This window comes from Comamonas thiooxydans, assembly GCF_002157685.2.
GTDB classification, from domain to species: Bacteria; Pseudomonadota; Gammaproteobacteria; order Burkholderiales; family Burkholderiaceae_C; genus Comamonas; species Comamonas testosteroni_H.
Genome location: NZ_AP026738.1, coordinates 1,510,883 through 1,530,917, shown reverse-complemented (window position 1 = coordinate 1,530,917; position 20,035 = coordinate 1,510,883). Strand labels below are relative to the sequence as shown.

At 61.5% G+C, this 20,035-nt stretch carries 19 protein-coding genes and 1 pseudogene; 11 read left to right on the top strand and 9 right to left on the bottom strand.

The features are described 5' to 3' along the window. Positions 1-5: 5 nt before the first annotated feature. Positions 6-287, bottom strand: a complete 282-nt coding sequence (locus tag CTR2_RS06940; protein ID WP_087085989.1) for a hypothetical protein — start codon at positions 285-287, stop codon at positions 6-8. A gap of 36 nt (positions 288-323) precedes the next feature. Between CTR2_RS06940 and CTR2_RS06935 the strand changes: the two genes are divergently transcribed. Continuing rightward, on the top strand, positions 324-1,235 hold the full coding sequence (locus CTR2_RS06935) for a bifunctional GNAT family N-acetyltransferase/nucleoside diphosphate kinase regulator (protein WP_176391780.1): 912 nt from the start codon (positions 324-326) through the stop codon (positions 1,233-1,235). A gap of 162 nt (positions 1,236-1,397) precedes the next feature. On the opposite strand, the gene CTR2_RS06930 is transcribed toward CTR2_RS06935, so the two are convergent. Together CTR2_RS06930 and CTR2_RS06925 are read right to left on the bottom strand one after the other, a co-directional pair. Further along, complete coding sequence (locus tag CTR2_RS06930) at positions 1,398-1,775, bottom strand: steroid Delta-isomerase (protein ID WP_034378486.1); 378 nt, start codon at positions 1,773-1,775, stop codon at positions 1,398-1,400. 158 nt (positions 1,776-1,933) lie between these two features. After that, entirely contained in the window at positions 1,934-2,707 is a 774-nt protein-coding gene (locus CTR2_RS06925; protein WP_087085991.1) for a 3-alpha-hydroxysteroid 3-dehydrogenase, read from the bottom strand. Positions 2,708-2,862: 155 nt separating this feature from the next. Here CTR2_RS06925 and CTR2_RS06920 point away from each other — a divergent pair, with 155 nt between their 5' ends. The 6 genes from CTR2_RS06920 (at position 2,863) to CTR2_RS06895 (ending at position 10,283) form a co-directional block, all read left to right on the top strand. Then, positions 2,863-4,878 carry an NADPH-dependent 2,4-dienoyl-CoA reductase gene (locus CTR2_RS06920; RefSeq protein ID WP_087085992.1) on the top strand — a complete coding sequence of 672 codons (2,016 nt, stop codon included), beginning with the start codon at positions 2,863-2,865 and terminating at the stop codon, positions 4,876-4,878. A 16-nt stretch (positions 4,879-4,894) separates the two neighbouring features. Beyond that, the gene (locus CTR2_RS06915; protein ID WP_087085993.1) at positions 4,895-7,021 is read left to right on the top strand and encodes an NAD(P)/FAD-dependent oxidoreductase; all 2,127 of its coding nucleotides are present in this window, start codon (positions 4,895-4,897) and stop codon (positions 7,019-7,021) included. Between the two features lie 220 nt (positions 7,022-7,241). Further along, on the top strand, positions 7,242-7,826 hold the full coding sequence (locus tag CTR2_RS06910; RefSeq protein WP_087086100.1) for a nucleotidyltransferase family protein: 585 nt from the start codon (positions 7,242-7,244) through the stop codon (positions 7,824-7,826). A gap of 123 nt (positions 7,827-7,949) precedes the next feature. Continuing rightward, positions 7,950-8,426 (top strand): GNAT family N-acetyltransferase, encoded by a 477-nt coding sequence (locus CTR2_RS06905; protein ID WP_087085994.1) that lies wholly within the window; start codon positions 7,950-7,952, stop codon positions 8,424-8,426. Positions 8,427-8,673: 247 nt separating this feature from the next. After that, positions 8,674-9,165, top strand: a complete 492-nt coding sequence (locus CTR2_RS06900) for a hypothetical protein (RefSeq protein WP_087085995.1) — start codon at positions 8,674-8,676, stop codon at positions 9,163-9,165. Between the two features lie 284 nt (positions 9,166-9,449). Next, the gene (locus tag CTR2_RS06895) at positions 9,450-10,283 is read left to right on the top strand and encodes an aminoglycoside phosphotransferase family protein (RefSeq protein WP_087085996.1); all 834 of its coding nucleotides are present in this window, start codon (positions 9,450-9,452) and stop codon (positions 10,281-10,283) included. Between the two features lie 53 nt (positions 10,284-10,336). Here CTR2_RS06895 and CTR2_RS06890 read toward each other — a convergent pair whose 3' ends face one another. The 4 genes and pseudogenes from CTR2_RS06890 to CTR2_RS06875 all read right to left on the bottom strand — a co-directional run bounded on the left by CTR2_RS06890 (position 10,337) and on the right by CTR2_RS06875 (position 12,614). After that, complete coding sequence (locus CTR2_RS06890; protein WP_087085997.1) at positions 10,337-10,597, bottom strand: hypothetical protein; 261 nt, start codon at positions 10,595-10,597, stop codon at positions 10,337-10,339. An 18-nt stretch (positions 10,598-10,615) separates the two neighbouring features. Further along, positions 10,616-11,008, bottom strand: coding sequence for a nuclear transport factor 2 family protein (locus tag CTR2_RS06885; RefSeq protein ID WP_087086101.1), 393 nt, complete (start codon positions 11,006-11,008; stop codon positions 10,616-10,618). Between the two features lie 17 nt (positions 11,009-11,025). Beyond that, complete coding sequence (locus tag CTR2_RS06880; RefSeq protein ID WP_087085998.1) at positions 11,026-11,925, bottom strand: MBL fold metallo-hydrolase; 900 nt, start codon at positions 11,923-11,925, stop codon at positions 11,026-11,028. Positions 11,926-11,975: 50 nt separating this feature from the next. Next, positions 11,976-12,614, bottom strand: a pseudogene (locus tag CTR2_RS06875) (DsbA family protein). Positions 12,615-12,693: 79 nt separating this feature from the next. On the opposite strand from CTR2_RS06875, the gene CTR2_RS06870 reads away from it, so the two are divergent. After that, positions 12,694-13,629, top strand: coding sequence for a LysR family transcriptional regulator (locus CTR2_RS06870; RefSeq protein WP_087085999.1), 936 nt, complete (start codon positions 12,694-12,696; stop codon positions 13,627-13,629). A 250-nt stretch (positions 13,630-13,879) separates the two neighbouring features. Here the strand turns inward: CTR2_RS06870 and CTR2_RS06865 are convergent, their stop codons facing one another. Both CTR2_RS06865 and CTR2_RS06860 read right to left on the bottom strand, forming a co-directional pair. Further along, positions 13,880-14,650, bottom strand: coding sequence for an SDR family NAD(P)-dependent oxidoreductase (locus CTR2_RS06865; protein WP_087086000.1), 771 nt, complete (start codon positions 14,648-14,650; stop codon positions 13,880-13,882). A gap of 276 nt (positions 14,651-14,926) precedes the next feature. Beyond that, complete coding sequence (locus tag CTR2_RS06860; RefSeq protein WP_087086002.1) at positions 14,927-16,351, bottom strand: coniferyl aldehyde dehydrogenase; 1,425 nt, start codon at positions 16,349-16,351, stop codon at positions 14,927-14,929. 124 nt (positions 16,352-16,475) lie between these two features. On the opposite strand from CTR2_RS06860, the gene CTR2_RS06855 reads away from it, so the two are divergent. The 3 genes from CTR2_RS06855 to CTR2_RS06845 all read left to right on the top strand — a co-directional run bounded on the left by CTR2_RS06855 (position 16,476) and on the right by CTR2_RS06845 (position 19,937). After that, complete coding sequence (locus CTR2_RS06855; protein ID WP_238707693.1) at positions 16,476-17,810, top strand: spinster family MFS transporter; 1,335 nt, start codon at positions 16,476-16,478, stop codon at positions 17,808-17,810. A 22-nt stretch (positions 17,811-17,832) separates the two neighbouring features. Next, the gene (locus CTR2_RS06850; protein ID WP_087086102.1) at positions 17,833-18,669 is read left to right on the top strand and encodes an SDR family NAD(P)-dependent oxidoreductase; all 837 of its coding nucleotides are present in this window, start codon (positions 17,833-17,835) and stop codon (positions 18,667-18,669) included. Positions 18,670-18,827: 158 nt separating this feature from the next. Next, positions 18,828-19,937, top strand: coding sequence for an aromatic ring-hydroxylating dioxygenase subunit alpha (locus CTR2_RS06845; RefSeq protein ID WP_087086004.1), 1,110 nt, complete (start codon positions 18,828-18,830; stop codon positions 19,935-19,937). Positions 19,938-20,035: the final 98 nt, after the last annotated feature.

The following is a 20,035-nucleotide window of genomic DNA, read 5'->3' as shown; positions in this document are numbered from 1 at the left end:
GCTATCTAAACAAGAGCATTTAGCGCAATTCTGTTATCGTTTTCAGCTATGAAACAATCGTAATCTGAATGCGTTAAAGCGCAAGCAGCTTCCGAATTCAGAGCATGGCAGGCGTAGGCCGTTGCGGCCCTGCAGCGCGGCACCATGGCTTCTTCCACCTGCAGGGCAGGCTCGTCATAGACCGAGCGAAGCGATGCGAGATCGGCGCTGCGCCTGCGCTGCAGAATCTGCGTGCCTAGAATCGACCACTGTGTCGAAAGAACCGTCATGGCCCGCGCCGTGGCCATGAAAGGCTTTCATTCTTGCAACCCACGGTGTTGAAGATGAGCAAGCCTTTCATATCCCTGTGCCCGGAAATCACGCGGGCCAACGCGCAGCATCTGGTCGACTGGCTGAACGACGAGGACGTCGTGCGCCACCTCAGCGATTCGCGCCATGTCTCGCGTCACATAGAGCAGCTCATCGACCGGGTTCGGCTGCCGGTACTCACCCATCTCTTCAATCAGGGCGGCCGCTTCTTCATGGCCTACGATCGCGACGACCTGCCCGTGGGCTTTGTGCGTCTGGTCAGGAATGGCGCGGACTGCGAAATCGTGCTGGTCATCGGCAAGCGCGACAACTGGGGGCGCAAGCTCGGCGTCAGCGCCTTGCACGAGGGTATGAAGCTGGCCTTTTTCGACATGCGGGCCGAAAGACTGATTGCCAGAATCCATGCCGACAACACGCGTTCACTCAAGGCCTTTGCGCACAACGGCTTTGTACTGGAGAAGGAAACGCCTGCACTCAAGTCCTATGCGATGACGGCGCAGCGCTACCTCCAGCGCTTGCGCACCGGGCTGTCGGGCGCAGCGGCCGGCATCTGCATCACCGCCGTGGATCAGGCGCGTCTCAGAGATCTGCTCGCTCTGGAATGGGAGTCGCAAGCAGCCGATCTGGAGCATGAGATCGAGCGGGCCTGCGTGATCGATGCGCGGCGGGTACAGGGCGATGTGGTCACGATGAACTCCAGAGCCTTGCTGCGCCTCGATGAGGAGGCCGTCGAAGTGGCCCTGGTCTACCCCGAGGATGCCGATGACAGTGCCGGAAGGCTCTCGGTCTTCTCGGGCGTGGGCACGGCCATTCTGGGCTGTCGGGAAGGAGATCGCATCGACTGGCGGATTCTCGATCGCACCCGCCATATCCGGATCGAAAAATTGCTCTACCAGCCCGAAGCGGCCGGGCACTTCCATCTGTAAGCCGGCTCGGGCCAGGAGCACTCACCGCACTGCCTTGAACAGACAAAGCAATAGCAGCTCGCGCATTATCTCAATGGATTTCAGATTCAAATATTCTTGCAATCCTTTTAAATCAGGCGAAGACAGCTTCCATATCAGGAGCAGTCAAGCGCCTGGCTCTCCTCAGACTGCGGCGTGAATATTCTTCTCGCCAAACAAGGCGCGCATGCTCACCACCTTGCCCGCGCCATTGAAGCGAAAGTGATCGATGGGCGCGATCACGGTCTTGCGGCCCTGATACTCAAAACTGACGGTGAAAGCGAAGGCTGCCTCGTCGGCAACCGCGCGCACCTCCTGCGTCAGCTCCACCACCAACGGCAGCTTGAGCGAGTTGGCGTAAAACGCACGAATCGCAGCCGTGCCGCACCTGGGCTCGGAGCCCACGGGGTCTTCCACCGTGGCGTCATCGGCAAACAGCGCGACGATGCCGTCCAGATCGCCGGCATTGAGCGCAGCCACATAGCGCTGCACCACGGCGGTCATATGTTCTGGGGTATTCATCTCAAATCATCCTTTTAGCAAGTGCCGTTGAAAACCGGCAATGCCCAAACGAGGGGGCGGTGAACAAAAAAACCGCCTTGCGGCGAAGCCGTCATTCCCCTCCCGCAAAGAGAGGGGGAAGGCGCAGGGCCACCAAGGCAAAGCGTCTCAGGGGAATGTCAGAACTGTGTCGGACGCATCACCGCATCAATGCCGCCATCGATCACGATCTGCGCGCCATGCACATAGCTTGCGGCCGGGCTCATCAAGAAGGCGATGACCGACGCCATCTCGGACGGCTCGGCTCGGCGGCCCATGGGAGGCACGAACTTGGCAATGGATTCGCCATAGCGCGGGTCCTGCAGGCCCGCCTGCAGCAAAGGCGTCTCGGTCGCGCCAGGGGCGATGGTGTTCAGGCGCACGCCGGCTTCTCCCCAGGCTGCGGTGCGTTTGCGCACAGCCACCGTCAAGGCATTCTTGCTGCCCGCATAGGCCAGATTGCCACCCTGCTCTCCCGCTTGTTCGACAATGGCGCGGGCCTTGGCTTCCTCGCCGGCCTCCAGTGCCGGTGCCAGTGGGTTCTTGTCAAAAGCCAGATGCGCGGAAGCCACGGACGAGATGACGACGGCTGCGGGCTGCCGGCCCTGTTTCAGCAGCGGCAGAAAAGCATCCATCAGCTCGGTCGCGCCAAAATAATTGACCGAAACCACATTGCCGAGCACCCTGGTCTGCGGTCCCAGGCCGGCGCACAACACCAGGCCGTCCATGCCCTTGCTGCACTTCGTCAGTACATCGGCAATCGCCTGCTTTCGACCTTCGGCCGTCGAGAGATCGGCAATCACTTCCGCATCGCGTATATCGATACCTACGATCTGGTGGCCGGCCGCTTCCAGGACCTTGCGCGTAGCGGCACCAATGCCGGTGGCGCAGCCGCTCATCACGATGATGGACATGTCTTGTTTCCTTTTGTCTGGGTGGTGATGGCGCACATCAAAGCCCATCATGAAAAGTCAGACTACATGCAAACGGACGATGTGATTCCCCTAGGGAGAATTTACCGTGGCTCTTCCTACACTGGCGCGAGATTTGCGCGTGAGGAAATTCAGCCATGTACCCCCATCTCTTCCAGCCCATCACCATCGGCCATATCACCCTCAAGAACCGGATTCTGATGGGCTCCATGCATACCGGGCTGGAGGATCAGGCACAGGGTTTCGAGAAGCTGGCCCTCTTCTACACCGAGCGTGCCCGGGAGGGGCTGCAGCTCATCGTCACCGGGGGCTTCGGCGTCAACGAGTACGCACTGGGAATGCCCGAGCATGCCGAGTTCTCGACGCTGTGCACGCCAGAGCAGGCGGCCCGGCACCGCCTCATCACCGACGCGGTGCATGCCGAGGGCAGCCATATCCTCATGCAGGTACTGCATGTGGGCCGCTACGACCACGGCAGCGGCGGCGTCTCGCCCAGCAGCGTGCTCTCCAGGCTCAGCAACCGCAGCTCGCGCGAACTCAGCGCGACCCAGATTGAGCAGATCATTGCCGACTATGTGCGCTGCGCCTGTCTGGCCCGCGAAGCCGGCTATGACGGCGTGGAAGTCATGGGCGGCGAGGGCTATCTGATCAACCAGTTCCTGGCGCCGCTGACCAACTTCCGCACCGACGAATGGGGCGGCGATGCCGCCGGCCGAAGCCGCTTTGCGCTGCGCATCGTGCAGGGCATACGCGAGGCTGTACCCGAGAACTTCGTCATCAGCTTTCGCCTGTCCCTGATGGACCTGGTCGAGCATGGCAGCCACTGGAAGGAAGTGCTGGACCTGGCCCGCCAGCTGGAAGCCGCTGGCGTGAACCTTTTCAACACCAGCGTGGGCTGGCATGAGGCGCGCATTCCCACCATCGCCATGATGGTGCCGCGTGCGGCCTTCAGCTGGGCTGCCGAGCAGCTCAAGCAGGCGGTCAGCGTTCCCGTGGCGGCCAGCAACCGCATCAACACCCCCGAAGTGGCCGATGATCTGATTGCCCAGGGACATGCCGACATGGTGGCCATGGCCCGCCCCTTTCTGGCCGACCCGGCCTTTGTGCGCAAGGCGCAGGCGGGCCAGAGCAGCGCCATCAACACCTGCATTGCCTGCAATCAGTCCTGTCTGGATCGCATCTTCACGCGCCAGCAGGTCAGCTGCCTGGTCAACCCCAGAGCCTGCCGCGAATGGGACTGGCCGCAGGAAAAAGCCGCAGTTCCGCGCAAGATCGCCGTGCTCGGTGCTGGACCTGCAGGACTGGCCTGCGCTCGCGAGGCGGCCGACCGAGGCCACAAGGTGACGCTGTTCGAGCCCGGCATCCGCATCGGCGGCCAGTTCTTTCTGGCGCAGAAGGTGCCCGGCAAGCAGGAGCTGGGCGAGACGCTGCGCTACTTCGAGCATGAAATCCAGCGCCTGGGCATAGAACTGCGGCTCAACACCACACCGGACATCAAAACCCTGAGCGTCTTTGATCACGTGGTCGTGGCCACGGGAGTGACACCGCGACGCAGCGGCATTGAGGGCGAGAACAGCTCCAAGGTGGTGGACTATATCGAGGCCCTGCGCAGCCCTCGCTTTGTCGGCGAACGCGTGGCCATCGTGGGCGCAGGGCCTCTGGGCTTTGACATGGCCGAGTTGCTGGCCCATCACAAGGCCGACGACGGCAGCGTGGCCGCCTTTGAGCGCGAATGGGGTATCGACCCCGAGCGCGAGCAGCGCGGCGGCATCAAGGCCAGCGAGAGGGCCGATTCGCCGCGTCAGATCTGGCTGCTTCAGCGCAGCAAGGCGGCCATGGGCAGCACCTTGCCAACCACCACGGGCTGGATTCGCCGCACCCGGCTCAAGAACAAAAGCACACGCATGTTCAACGATGTGGAGTACATCCACATCGACGACAACGGCCTGCACCTGCGCATACGCGGCGAGCAGCGCTGCCTGAGCGTGGACAACATCGTGGTCTGCGCCGGCCAGGAATCACATGACCCCTGGTCATCCAGACTTCAAGCACAAAACATTGCGCACAGTGTGATTGGAGGCGCGCGCAATGCCCACAAAATTGATGCAGCGCGCGCCATCGAAGAAGGGGCCGAACTCGGCCGAAAACTATAGGAGACAGCGAAACAAAATGAGCAATCCCCACGCATCAATGCTGGAGCCGGGCCGTATCGGCACCATGGAGCTGAAGAACCGCATCATCATGGCCCCCATGGGCGAGAACTACGGCGGCACCGACGGTATCTGCGGCGAACGCGCCCAGGACTATTACGAAGAGCGTGCCAAGGGCGGCACCGGCCTCATCATCATGGGCACGGCCGCCATCTCCTGGCCCACCGGTACCAGCGAGCCGCACCAGCTGGGCATCTCCAACGACAGCTTCATCCCCGGTCTGGCCGAAGTCACGCGCCGCGTTCACTCGCACGGCGGCAAAGTCGCCATCCAGATCAATCACAGCGGCAAGGTCGCTGCCAATGACCGCACCCACGGGCGTGAGATGTGGGTGTCCTCGATTCCGCCCGACGGCCCTGTGGCCGAAGCCATGCGCACCGTCACACCCAAGGAGTTCTCGACCTTTGTGGGGGTTGGCCCCTACCCCGACCGCTACCGCGTGATGGACAAGGCCGATATTGCACAGATGGTGGAATGGTTTGCTGCGGCCGCCCTGCGCGCCAAGCAGGCCAACTTCGATGCTGTGGAAGTGCACTGTGCGCACAACTACATGATCGCCAACTTCCTCTCTCCCTTTTTCAACAGCCGTACCGACGAATACGGCGGCAGCTATGAAAACCGCAGCCGCCTGCTGCGCGAGGTGCTGACTGCCGTGCGCGAGCGCGTGGGCGCTGACTTCCCCATCTGGGTGCGTATCGATGCCGAAGAAATGCACACGCCCGGCGGCATCACCATGGACGAGGCGCTCAAGACCGCCAAGCTCTGCGAAGAGCTGGGCATGGATGCCATCAACGTATCTGCCTATGCGCGCCTGCCCACAGGCACGGCCTTCACCGATGCACCGATTCCGCAAAAGCAGAATGCTTATCGCGAATTTGCCACCGGCATCAAAAAGGCTGTCGGCATTCCCATCATCTCGGCCGGCCGCTGGGAACTGGATGCCGCCGCTGCCGCCATCAGCAATGGCGAGATTGACTTCGTGGCCATGGGCCGCAAGCTGCTGGCCGACCCCGACCTCGCCAACAAACTGCAAGCCAACGCCGCCCAGAGCGTGCGCCCCTGCATTTATTGCTATGCCTGCGTAAGCGAGATTTTCATCAACAAGGGCATCAAGTGCGCGGTCAACGCACAGACCGGCCACGAGGCGAGCAGGACCATCACCTTTGCCGAAAAGCCCAAGCATGTACTGATCGTCGGTGGCGGCCCTTCGGGCATGGAAGCCGCCCGCGTCGCCGCCCTTCGCGGCCATCGCGTGACGCTGGTCGAGCGCAGCGACCGCCTGGGCGGCACGCTGTTCTTTGCCGCACTGGCCTATCCGGAGAACGGCCGCCTGCTCGACTATCTGGTGCGGCAGATGGACCACCCGAGCATCCAACTGCGCTTGAACACCACGGTCGACGCCGGGCTGCTGGCCGAGCTGCAGCCTGACGAAATTCTGGTGGGCACCGGCGCCAGGCGTGCCGCCCCCGCCATCGAAGGCGCGCAGCAAAGCCATGTCTGGAGCGGCGACGAACTGCGCCGTCTGATGACAGGTGATCGCGCCGAGGAAATTGCCAAGGCCAAGCTGAATCTGGCCGAGCGCGCGCTGTTCAAGGCCGGCGGCATGTTCAAGGTGACGGACAGCACGGCAGCGATCCAGAACCTGTCCAAGCTGTGGATGCCCCTGGGCAAGCGCGTGGTCATCATCGGCGCAGGCCTGGTCGGACTGGAACTGGCCGAGTTCCTGCTCGATCGCGGCCGCGAAGTCACCGTGCTGGACCCTGGCACCCATCCCGGTACCGAGCTGGCCATCGTGCGCCGCTGGCGCGTGTACGACGCCGTGAAAAAGCACGGCAAGCTGCTGATGCAGTCCAACGTCACGCGCATCGAGCGCAAGGAAGTCGTCTGGACGGACAAAAAGGGCGAGGAATACCGCACGCCCGCCGACTCCGTGGTGCTGGCCATTGGAGCCGAAGCCGACTCCGCCGTTGCCGACCAATTGCAATCCCTTACCCAGACTCCCGTGCGCCGCATCGGCGACTGCCAGGACCTGGGCTATATCGAGGGCGCCATGCACTCAGGCCATCAGGCCGGGCGCGAAGTCTGACGATACTCCTTGATAGCTGAAACCGCCTGCGTGCATTGAGTTCGCAGGCGGTTTTTATTGGAATCACAGTATTTCGGCTGCACCTGGCCCTTTGCCGATGCTCACCATGCGGCCTGCCGGAGCGAGGGCTTCATCTGGCCGGAAGCGGGTCTTCGCCGCTGAAGCAAAATAGGTTCGAACCTGCCTCTCACTTTTGCTCCACCAAGGATTCACTGTCCCGATGCCTACGCCTGAGCGCTTCGTTGTGGATGTCCTCCAAAATATCAACAATCGTACGATTCTTGAACGCTGGGATGAATTGAATCTTCCAGATGGCTGGCTTGTTGCAGGCTGCTTATTTCAGACAGTGTGGAACTTGCAGGCGCAGCGGAATCCAGAGGATTCCATCAAAGACTACGATCTCTTCTACTTTGATCCATCGAGCACCACTGACGCTGCGGAGCAGAAAGTGCAAGCACATGCCGATCACGTTTTACGCGACCTTGGCATCAGGATTGAAGTCACGAACCAAGCTCGGGTTCACCTGTGGTATGAGTCATATTTCGGTCGACCATATGAGGCACTGCGCAGTTCTTCCGAGGGAATAGATCGATTCCTGATCCCTACCACTTGCGTTGGCCTTCGCCCAGGCTGCCTCTATGCTCCGAACAGCCTGGAGCTGATCTATGACGGAGTTTTGGCACTCAATCCATTGACCCCGCATCGCGAACTTTTCCAACAAAAGGCCGAGTCTTACCAAGCGCGTTGGCCATGGCTGCGAATCGTTGCCCAGGGTCATCGGTCTCAGAGAATTGATGCACGCTGATGTGTTTGTGCGTGTCCGCCTTGGGTCGTTCTGGGACCGTGGCCTGTCGGCCACGAGCAGACCTTACACTTCCATGCAGGTCGTTCGATTTACCCCCGGTTCGCACTATGAAAAGTCTTTCCTATGTCCAGAAGTGATGCTGCAACAACTGTAGTAATAAGAGAAGTCCAACCACATGACTTTGAAGCGTGGCTTTCACTTTGGGATGGCTATAACGCTTTCTATGGAAGGGCCGGTGCTACCGGACTGGCAAAGGAAATTACCCGGAAAACCTGGGAGCGATTCTTTAATCCCATCGAACCGGTATTTGCGCTGGTCGCTGAAGATGCAGGAGAAGTGGTTGGTCTGGCGCATTACATATTTCACCGTAGTACTACGAGACTCGGCCCGGTCTGCTACCTGCAGGATCTTTTCACGGCCCCGACAAGGCGTCAGCTTGGAATTGGCAAGGCACTCATCAGCAGCGTCTATAGGCAAGCAATGCTGGCTGGCTCAAATCGCGTCTATTGGCAAACACAAGCAACCAATGAAGCCGGCCGTGCGCTCTACGACAAGTTAGCCAAACATAGCGGTTTCATCGTGTATAGCCATGAACTTTAGTCTCTCACGCCAGAGGAACGAATGAGGCTCGTCAATTAATGGCGGCTTTGGGTTGAATCGATGGTCGAGTGCAGCCGCAGCATTCAACCAGGATGGTCTTGCCCAGTGCCTTTGGGCGAGACCTCTGCATCGACCTGGTCAGGCCATGCATGGCCCAAGACGCCCAAACTCGAGATAGACCCAGCCTCACAAGCTGTATGAAAAAACAGTAGACTTTGGACTTGATAGCTCAGGGAAAAGTCCAGACATGCCAGCAGAACTCGAACCAGAAGACGTCTCCATCTTCGAAGACCGCCTTTGGCACCACAAGGGCTGGGAAGCCCGCGTCATCAAGAATGAGGACGATGATGGCTGGGCGGTGTCAATGACCCAGGACGGCCAAGCAGAACCAGCTCTGGTCGGCCCATGGACCATGGGGCGCGACAAGAAGAATCCCAAGCCTCTTGACGTGTCGGCCTTCAACACGCTGGTGAAGACTGCCAGCGAAGTGATACGTCGCCATGAGCAGCACCAGGCAGCGCTGTTGCACAGAGCCATACAGATTGAAGTTCGCGGATTGCGCGTGACGGTGGCTCTCGATATTGAGCCCGATGAGGACAATCCCACGGCGACTCTCACTGCCACCGCAGCGGACGGCAGCGAATTGGCCAAGGTCAGAGTCCGACCGGACCATAGTCTCACCCGTGCTTCTGCACAGCGCTGGGCAGACGCAGGCTACCCGCGTGAGCGCGAGGACTGAACCTCTGGACAAGACCCTTGCTCAGAAGTCGGGTGGGCTCTTTCGGGGCGACCAATGTCCGTAGCATGGCCTTGGCCAAGGCTGCTGGAAGCTTGCTTGAGCACCGGAAGAAAGTAATACCGGAGAAATTGAGCACACCATCCAGCCGACCTTGCCGGGCATGCCCGACATTCCGGAGCCCCGCTCAAGGAGCTGCATTGAGCAGTTGAAGCCACGGCCATCAGCGGACATTGGATATCGCACCACATCTTCGGATTGCATGAGTTAGCTCGAAAATCAGCCAGATGCCCAACCTCGACCTGTTTGATATCCACCTCCACCGTTGGAGTGCGAAGGCGGCTGGCGCCCCTTTCACAACTCATACAAGTGACCTTCTGCCAGTCATCCTTGCAAGGAACTGGGCAGGTCTTCCTGCGATGATCAAGATCACGCGAGATCTTGACGAGCGCATCGGCGGCAGAGTGCTTCAATGGTGGGGCGGCAATGGAGCAGCGCGAGTCTATGCTTGCGACCAAGATACAGGAGCGCTGCTGATGGAGCGCGCAACCGGTTCCAAGCATTTGCTGCACATGGCTAGAAAAGGCGAAGACGATGCAGCGACAAGCTGTATCTGCCACACCATCGAGCAACTGCATTCAAAGAGATCCTCGGCCCCGCCTGAAGAACTGCTGCCACTGACGGATTTCTTCAAGTCACTCGCGTTGATGGCGCAGCAGGAAGGCGGCTTGATGGCCGAATGCGCAACGGTGGCAGATGAGCTGCTGAATGAGCAGCGTGAGCCTGTCGTCCTGCATGGTGATGCGCACCACGGCAACATACTCGATTTCGACAGACGTGGATGGCTGGCGATAGATCCAAAGCGCGTCACGGGTGAGCGCTACTACGACTACGTTAGCGTGCTGTGCAACCCCGAGCTGGAGACCTGCACCGACCCGGAGCGCTTCGCGCGGCAGCTTGCAGTAGTCATCAATGTCACGGGGCTGGAACGCCGGCGTTTACTCAAATGGGTTATGGCTCACGCCGCCTTGTCGGCGGCCTGGTTCCTGGAGGACGGAGAGCGCACCAGGGCCAACAGGCAACTGGCCGTTGCGCATCTCGCCCGACAGGCACTGGGATAAGGCTTCCAGATCTGCCGCCCCAAAGGCCGGCTCTCGGACGGCCGGCCTCGGGTTCACGCGCCGGCCCGATCGCGCAGCGCCGCTTCGAAACGGGCCAGCTCCTGCTGCAGCGTGCCGCGCTGCCTGAAGCGCTGACCGGCGCGCTCATACCAGTTCTCGGCGTCCTCCAGATCGCCTTCCTGCAGATGCAGCAGCCCGTGCAGCCAGGCCGCGAGCAGGCCTTCATGCCGCTGCACGGCAGCGTGCGCTGCATTCCATTGCCCGGCCCGCATCAGCGACAGGATGGCTTGCAGCTGCGCATTGACATCGCTCATGGCAGGACTCCGTCGCGCTCAGGCCAGCAGCGCCTGTTGCACCAGGTGGCTGTCCACATACTGCTCCATGCTCGTGATCCTGCCCTCGTTGAGCCGGTACAGATGGGCGAAGCTCGCCGTCATCGCCTTGCCCGTCTTGCGATAGGTTCCCGAATAGACGCCGAAGGCTGCCACACGGTCGCCATCGGCCAGGTAGGTGTGGACCTTGGCGCTGTAGCCGTCCCACTCCGTCGCCAGCCGCTGGAACACGCCCGCGACGATCTGCTGCGGGCCGACATAAGTTCCTGCATAGGGAAAACCGGCTGCCTCTGCCCATCGGGCATCGGGCGCCAGTGCTGCCAGCAGATTCCTGCCGTTCTCTTCGGACGAACCTTCGTAGGTCGCGCGGATGATATCCAGATTGGTGGTCATGATGTGCATCCCGGGCTTCAGCCCCACTTCATCTCACCCATGGCCACCTTGGCGCCGATCTGCAGCGCGGCGGCCAGGCCGGCGTCAGGATAGCGCTTGTTCATGGCTGCGATCAGCGCGTCGCCATTGGCCGCCCTGGCCAGCTCCTGCTCGAAGGTCAGCAGGTACTCGCGGGTGTAGTTCACGGCCGAAACATCCAGCGCTCCATGGGCGCCCAGGTGGCCCGGCACGACCACGGCCGGATTGCGCGCGGCGATGGCTTCCAGGTTCTTGACCCAGGCAGCGCGAGAGGCTGACGTCGGGGTATCGGCCGTCCACACATGCAACCCGGAGAAGATCAGCACGCCACCGAAGACCGCATTCAGCGAGGGAACCCACAGGTAGCGGCGATTCTCCAGTCCCTGTGCCTTGACGATTTCGATGCGGTTGCCTTCCAGCGTCAGTGCAGGACCGTCATAGGCTTCGGGAAAGACAATGTCGGCAAGCTTCTGCGGACCGTTCTCCTTGAGCTGAGGCGCCCAGGTAGCTATCTTCTTTTGCACGTTGGCGCGAATGGCGGCAATGGTGTCGGAGGCGGCCAGCACCCTGGCAGCAGGGAAGGCGGCCTTGATCGGGCCCAGGCTGAAGTAATAGTCCGGGTCGCTCTGGCTGACGTAGATGGTCGTCAGCTGCTTGCCCGATGCCTTGATGGCTTCGGCCACGGCGCGGCCATCGGGCAGGGAAAAGCCGCCGTCGATGAGAATGGCCTCCCGATCGCCCGAGAGCAGCACGGGCGCACGGAAGAAGCCCTTGTCGCCTGCAGGAAAGTGCTTCCATTGCAGCCTGGAATGGCTGCTCACAGCGGCGGCGCAACCAGCCAGGCCTGTAGCGATGCCGGCAGCGGCAGCGGTTTGAACAAAGTCTCGACGATTCATCATGATGGTCCTTCAGTGAATTTCAAAAATGGCGGGGGTCAGACGCGAAAGACTCAGGCCACGCTGAGTTGCTCGGCAAAGGCCTGCGGATTGGAGTAAGCGGCACTGGAGTTCAGCAATTGGCGCCGGCCATTGGTTTCCAGGATGAAGCTTGGAACGCCACGCGCGCCAAGCTGGCTCTGCAGCGCCTTTGCGCTCTCGATGCGGGCGCGATTGGCAGCCAGCAGTTCACCATCAGACCGGAGCAGGCTTGCAGCAGCCTGCTCCAGCCCCAGGACCTGCAGAATTGCCATCAGTGTGTCCGGTTGCGTGATGTCCTCGCCATTGACGTAGCGGGCATGCTGAATGGCCTCAAGGACGCCAAGCTCACGCTCTGGGGTGCACAGACTGACAGCGCTCAGCGCCAGGGTCGCCGGGCCGCTGTCGAACAGTTGCTGACGATCCGACAGCACATGGCTGCGGTAGCGCTCACTAAAGCGCTGGCCCGTCAGGCGCTCGATGCGCTGATCGTTGCTCTAGGCATAGGCTGCAAAGCCATCGTCCATGAGACGTGCACCCGTGCCTGCGAAAAGGCCGCTGGGCAGCAGGCGCAGCTCGACCTCAGGCACTTTGCCCAGAGCCGCCACCGCTGCGGCGGCACCGTAGCACCAGCCGCACAGGGGGTCGAATACGTAATGCAGGGTCTTGGTCACCAAGGGCTCCGTTGCTTCAATACCGTGATCGTAGGAACAAAGCATTGACAGAAAAAGCCTGATCGAATAGATAAATCGTATGTCAATGGCAAACAATTCAGAAGAATCCGTCGCCGGCAAGCTTGCCAATCTCAAGCGCCTGGCCTACTTCGCGGCCGTGGTGGAAACCGGCAGTTTCACGGCGGCCGCGGACCGGCTGGGCATCACCAAGGCCGTGGTCAGCCAGCAGGTCGCAAGGCTGGAGCGCGAATTCCACACGACGCTTCTGACTCGCACCACCCGCAAGGTCGTTCCCACCGATGCAGGCCGGATCTTTTATCAACGCTGCGCATCCATCCTCAAGGAGGCAGGTGATGCTTTCGACGAGCTGGGGGAAGTGGCGGCCGAGCCTTCGGGAACCTTGCGCCTGACCGCCCCGCTGGACTATGGCATCACGGCAGTGGTGCCAGCCATCACCGAGTTCACGCGGCGCTATCCCCAATGCAAGGTGGACGCAGTGTTCAGCGACCAGCCGCTTGATCTGATGTCGGGGCAGGTCGAGCTGGCAATCCGCGTCGGCTGGCTTTCCCACCTGAATGTGCAGGCCCGTCAGATCGGGAGCTTCAGGCAATTGCTGGTCGCCGCACCCTCATTGCGCCGGCAAGTGACGCAGCTCAAACAGCCACAGCACATCAGCGAGCTGCCCTTTGTCGCGAACACGGCCTTGCGTGAACCCTGTAACTGGAGCTTCTCGCGCAGCGAGCTGGAGCGCCAGAGCGTGACGGTGCACCCTGCGATCTCGCTCGATGCGACACTGGCCGTGCGCGAAGCAGTGCGTCATGGGGCAGGCTTGTCGGTACTGCCCGACTTCGCCGTGACCGATGATTTGAAGAGTGGCGCGCTGATACTGGTGCTGCCCAGATGGTCGCTGCCATCGGGGGGCATTCATGCCGTGTTCCCGACCGCACGATTCCGACCGGCAAAGGTCAAAGCCTTCGTGGATCTGATGCAGGAGCAAATCCGCTCCAGGGCATGACCAGGTCCGGCCATCAGACAGCTGACAAGCGGCTCAGGCGACGCCACATCGGACCACCATCGCACAGCAGCCACGCCATCCGGGCAGGAGCTTGCAGACGTTGCAATTGCGCTTGACCGGGAACGCAGCGGCTCGATTCCTTCTGGGGATCGAGCTCAAGCGACATCGTCAGGAGTGCATAGAAAAAGGGAGCCCAAGCTCCCTTTTTCTGCGCGAAGCGGTCGCTCCCGCCTGAGCGATGCCATCAGGCTCAGAAGTTGGGCGCTTCCACGCCTCCGTCCACTCCCAGCACCTTGCCGGTCACCCAGCTGGATGCGGGGCTGGCCAGAAACAGCGCGGCATTGGCAATGTCTTCGGGCTGGCCCATGCGTGCCATGGGCGTGGTTTTTTCCATGCGCTCCTTGCGCTCCGGCGTGAGAAACGGCGCCAGTGCATCAGTCATGATGGTGCCGGGCTCGATGGCGTTGATACGCACCCTGGGGCCGAAGTCCTGTGCCAGGCAGCGCGTCATCTGGTTGAGAGCGGCCTTGGCCGCACCATAGGCGCTGAAGTACTTCTGTGAGTAGCGTGCCGCCGTGGACGAGATGTTGACCACCGCACCGCCGCCCGCTGCCTCCATGGCGACGGCTGCCTTCTGGATCAGCGTATAGGCCGGCACCACATTGAAGGCCAGCATGTCCCCCACGGCCTTGCCCGTGACCTTGCGCGGGTCGTTGGGGCCGCCACCGCCCACATTGTTGATGAGCACATTGATCTTGCCCAGCTCCTCCACAGTGCGGACGATGAGTTTGTCCAGATCTTCTTCCTTGTTCACATCGCCCTGCACGGCAATGGCGCGGCGGCCCAGCGCTTCAATTTCGGCCTTGACTGCCTGCAGATCCGCCTCGGTGCGCGCAAACAACGCCACATCGGCGCCGGCCTTCGCCAGCGTGACAGCGCATGCACGGCCGATACCCTTGCCCGCGCCGGTCACCACGGCCACCTTCCCCTCCAGCGAAAACTGGCGAAAAATCTCGTTCATGTCTCTTCCTATGATTGCGTTCAGACCCGCCCATGCTCTGTACGAAACGCTTTCAGGGCATCAGCCAAACGGACCATGGGGCAAGCCCCATGGTCAGCCCCCGCAGCTTGCGTCAACACGCCAAAATTGAGCCCTGGAAATTGATAGCACTGCACCAGGGTAGAGCCGTGAATCAGGCAAATTCCAGATCAGAGACAGCGAGCAGGGACCCAGGCGGCCCCGCGGCCCCGCAGCCCCGCGACGAGACTGTCGTCTCCCTCAGCGAAGCACAGCGGCTCAGGGGGTGACTGCAGCCTGCAGCATCTGCTCGAACTGCGGGTTGTAGGGCGGCAGCATGCCCCACTCGCGACGCGGGTCGTGGTTGCCGGCCTTGTAGACGGAGCGGGCATGGCTGAACTCGAGAAAACCCTCGCGGCCATGATAGTGCCCCATGCCCGAAGCGCCCACGCCGCCAAACGGCGCATCCTCCAGCGCCGGATGCATGACCACGTCATTGATGGAGACACCGCCGGACAGCGTGTTGTCCAGCACCCAGTTCTGCTCCGTCTCGTCGTTGCCGAAGTAGTACAGAGCCAGCGGGCGCTCGCCGGCATTGATCGCTGCCACCGCATCGCGGATGTTCAGGAAGCTGCGCAGCACCACGGCCGGGCCAAAGATTTCGTGCTGGGAGATTTCAGCTTCGGCTGGCGGGTTGACGACCAGCGCCAGCGGCAGGCGGCGGTCTGCGCCGGCTTGCGCGGCACCGACTTCCAGCACGGTCAGACCGCGCGCCTTGGCATCATCGACATAGGCTTTCACACGTGCATGGTGGCGCTCGTTGATCACGGGCGTCATGTCTGCGTTGCCTGTCACCGAGGGGTACAGCGCCTGGTATTGCGAAGCAATGCCATCGGCCAGCGCCTGCAGGCGGGATTCATGGACCCAGACCACGTCGGGTGACACGCAAAGCTGGCCGGAGTTGAGCGACTTGCCTACGGCGATGCGCTCGGCCGCATTGGCGATGTCGGCGGAATCGCCCACCAGCACGGGGGACTTTCCACCCAGCTCCAGCGTCACGGGAACCAGGTTTCTGGCGGCGGCAGCCATGATGAGCTTGCCCACGCTGGTGGAGCCCGTGAAGACCAGATGGTTCCAGGGCTGCTCGGCAAACGCCGCAGCCACCTCGGGGCCTCCCTGCACCACGGCCAGCACCTGAGGATCAAAGCGCTTGGCCACGGCCTCGGCCAGCACCTGGGCCGTACGCGGCGCAATTTCGGAAGGTTTGAGCACGGCCCGGTTGCCAGCCGCGAACGCGCAGGCCAGCGGCGACAGCAAGGTGAACAGCGGCGCATTCCAGGTGCCGATGATGCCGATCACACCCTTGGGCTGGTACTTGACCCAGGCCGTGGCGCCAAACATGTCAAAGGGTTTGACGCTGGGACGCTCGGAGTCACCCAGCCAGTCCCTGAGGTGATCGCGTGCATGCTTGAGCGAGGAGAGCGAGCCAAGAATGTCATTGGCCAGCGAGAACACGGCGGGGCGGCCACCAAAGTCTTCGCCCATGGCCTGGCAAAGCTCCTCCTTGTGCTCCACCAGCATGTCGATGACTTGCTGAATGCGCTGCATGCGCACATCGGCGCTGACCGCAGCCTCTTCGATAAAGGCCTGTTTTTGCATGTCCAGCAGCTGGCGAATGCCGATGGACGAATTCGTCTGGGTCATTTTGTCTCCTCGATACTTCTCTTGAAAGCCATGAACGGAAGGCACATGCTCAGACCTCCGGATTTCGCGGTCGTCGTCCAAAAAGACGATGGCATAACCCTGAGCCCCTCGCACGATGCAGCGCATGCACACCCATCAAACCCCGCCTCCCGCCGTCAGCTGGCGCACTCATCTCAGCCTCGCCCTGCTGGCGCTGGTCTATATTTTCTCCTTCATTGACCGACAGGTTCTGTCTATTTTGCTGGAGCCCGTCAAACAGGAATTCGGCGCCTCCGATACCGAGATGGGTTTGCTCACGGGGCTGGCCTTCGGTCTGATCTATGCCATGCTGGGTGTGCCTGTGGGACGTCTGGCCGACACACGCAACCGCCGCAACATCGTGGCCCTGTGCTGCGGGATCTGGAGCCTTGCCACCGCTGCCTGCGGCATGGCCACCCAGTACTGGCACATGCTGCTGGCCCGCATGAGCGTGGCCGTGGGCGAGGCCGGCGGCATGGCGCCCTCGGTGTCCATCGTCTCGGATCTGTATCCTCCCAAGATGCGTTCGTTTGCCATCAGTCTGTTCATGATGGGCCCCAACCTGGGAACGTTGCTGGGCCTCGTCATAGGCGGCATGGTGGCCCAGCATTACGGCTGGCGCTCCGTGTTTCTCGCCTTCGGCATTCCGGGCGTAATTCTTGCGCTGCTGGTGTATTTCTTTGTCAAGGAACCGGCACGAGGCGCCTATGAAAGCATCAAGCCTGCAGCTCAAGGCAGCGCTGCGCGCGAATCCATGTTTCACCAGGTCAGGCGCCTGCTGGGCATGGCGCCGCTGCGCCATATCTGCATCGCCTGCGGCGTGGCCGGTATTGCAGGTTATGGCTACGGCGTCTGGGCGCCGAGCTTTTTCATGCGCATTCACGGCATGAGCATCTCTCACGCCGGCCTGGTGTTCGGTCTGGCCAGCGGCCTGGGTGCCGTGGCCGGCGCCATGTTCTGCGGCTGGCTCAGTGACAGATTGACCCAGCGCGACTCGCGCTGGCAGCTGCGTCTGGCTGCAATGGGCACCTTCTGCGCCGTGCCTGCAGGCGTCGCCGTGTTTTTCTGGCCCGTGTCCGACTTCTGGACGGTTGCCGGTATCAAGGTCCCCTATGCCATGGCATTTGCCCTGCTGTTCGGCTTTTTTGCGAGCTGGTTTGCCACGCTCTCATACAGCGCCGTCAGCCAGATGGTGACTGCAGCCGAACGCAGCGTCGCCTCGGCACTTCTCAATCTTTTCATGACCTTGCTGGGCGTTGGCCTGGGTCCGCTGGTAACCGGCATTCTGTCGGACTACTTTGCCCGGACTCATGGCTCCGAAGGCCTGCGCTGGGCGCTGATGGGCGTGACCTCGCTGCTCGTCATCACTTCGCTTTTCTTCGCGTTGGCCATCCGCCCCTACAAGCAGCGCCTGCAGCAGTTGCAGATGAATGCCGCCTGATCATCAAAAATTGGAGACTCTCGTGAGCCAACCCGTAGTTCTCATCACCGGTGCCAGCCGCGGCATTGGCGCGGCAACCGCCGTCTACTTTGCCACCAAGGGATGGCGCGTGGCCATCACCGCCCGCACGCTGAGCGAAGGTACGCAGATGGAAAACCAGCTGCGCCTGCCAGGCGGCCAGCTTCTGTCCGGCAGTCTGGAGTCAACAGCCAAGGCCATTGAGGCCGCTGGGGGCGAGGTATTTCCGCATGTCATGGACCTGATGGACCTGACCAGCCTGGACAAGGCCGCCGACGCTGTGCTGAAACGCTTTGGCCGTGTCGATCTGCTGATCAACAACGCCGTCTACCAGAACCGCGAGATCAACCACCTGATCCCCGAGATAACGGCCGAGTCGCTGCAGCGCTCCATGCAGGGTAATGTCATCGCCCCTTTCCATCTGGCTCAGCGCCTGCTGCCGGCCATGGCGGCACAAGGCGGCGGCCGCATCATCAATGTGTGCTCGGCTGCGGGCCAGTACAACCCGCCCGTGCCCGCCGACCAGGGCGGCTGGGGCTTTGCCTATGGAGCCTCCAAGGCCGCCATCGCGCGCCTGGCCGGCTGCATCAACACCGAATACAAGCAGCAGAATGTGCGCGCCTTCAGCGTCAACCCAGGCGTGGTGAGCACCGAGGCCGTCAAGGCCACGCTGGGCGACGACGGCCTGCTGGCTCAGCGCTATGGCGCCTCCACCCCCGAAGAAATTGCAGCGGCACTGTTCTGGCTGGGCACTGAAAAAGACGCTCTGCCACTGGCCAAGAGTTACACCATGATTGACCTGCAACCCCTTCACAAAGAGCGCGTGACCGCGACCACGTGAGCAGCATGTAAGCGTGCACAAACACCCAACCAAGGGCAAACCCTGTGCGGTTTGCGCCAGATCAAAGCCGCGCCTTCACTCGTCCAAACAGAGTATGCGCGGCGACGCCTCTTGCCAGAAGATTCATCCGTCCAAAACTAAATACGGAGACCTCTGCAATGGCAACCACGAAGGACTACCGCCTCGGTGAATTTACCTACCCACGTGGCTGGTTCATGATTTCCGAGGCCAAGGCGCTCGACACCCACAAGCCCGTGGCCGTGCGCTTCTTCGGCCAGGATTTCGCGCTGTACCGTGGCCGCGAAAGCGGCAAGGTCGTGCTGCTGGACGCTTACTGCCCCCATATGAAGACCCATCTGGCAGCGCCCAATGCCACCAGCTATGTGGTGATCGATGGCGGCGGCAGCAATGTGGAAGGCGACGGAATCCGCTGCCCCTATCACGGCTGGCGCTTCGGCGCGGACGGCAAGTGCAACCACATCCCCTATCACGACGGAGCCATTCCGGCCGCGGCCGCAGTCAAGAGCTGGAAGGTTGTCGAGCAGTACGGAGCCATCTGGGTCTGGTTCGATCCCGAAGGCGGCGAGCCCGACTACGATCTGCCCACTTTTGGCGACTGGCATGACGAGACCTATGTCAACGGCCAATGGGATTACCTGGGCGAGCTGAACCAGCACCCCATGGAGGTCGTGGACAATATTGCCGACTATGGTCATCTGAGCCCCATCCACGGCTCCACCGTGGCGCGCTTCGAGAACGAATTCAAGGGCCACAACGCCATCCAGCGCCAGTGCGGCGGTCACCGCACCCTGGTGGGCGAAGGCGGTGCCAGCGCCGATCTGCACACAGACACCTGGTACCACGGCCCCGCCATCCTGGTCGCCAAGGTCAGCGGCATGTTCAACTCCTTCATGATGATCATGCATACCCCCATCGAGGACGGCAGGATCAAGGTCTGGCACAACCTGCTGGTCAAGACTGCACACGGCGGCCTGCCCACCAAGGCGGATGAAATCGCGGCCAAACAGTACCAGGAGTCCAGCCGCCTGGCCTTTGCCCAGGACTTCGAAGTCTGGTCTCAGAAGGCGCCCTGCCTGAACCCGCTGTTTATCCCCAGCGACGGCGCCTTCCTCAAGGCCCGCATCTGGTACAAGCAGTTCTACAACCCCCGCACCAAGGCGGCCGAGTATCTGGACCAGTGCGAAGGCAGGTACATTCCTCGCGGAATGGTGGCCTATACGCAGGAAGCCGAGGAAGCGACGGCCTGATCCCGAGAACCTCCAAGGCCAAAGGTCCATGCGCTTGCATGGGCCTTTTTTATCGGGGTGAGGGCCTCTCCTTGAAAACCATAGCTTCCAGCGCTTTA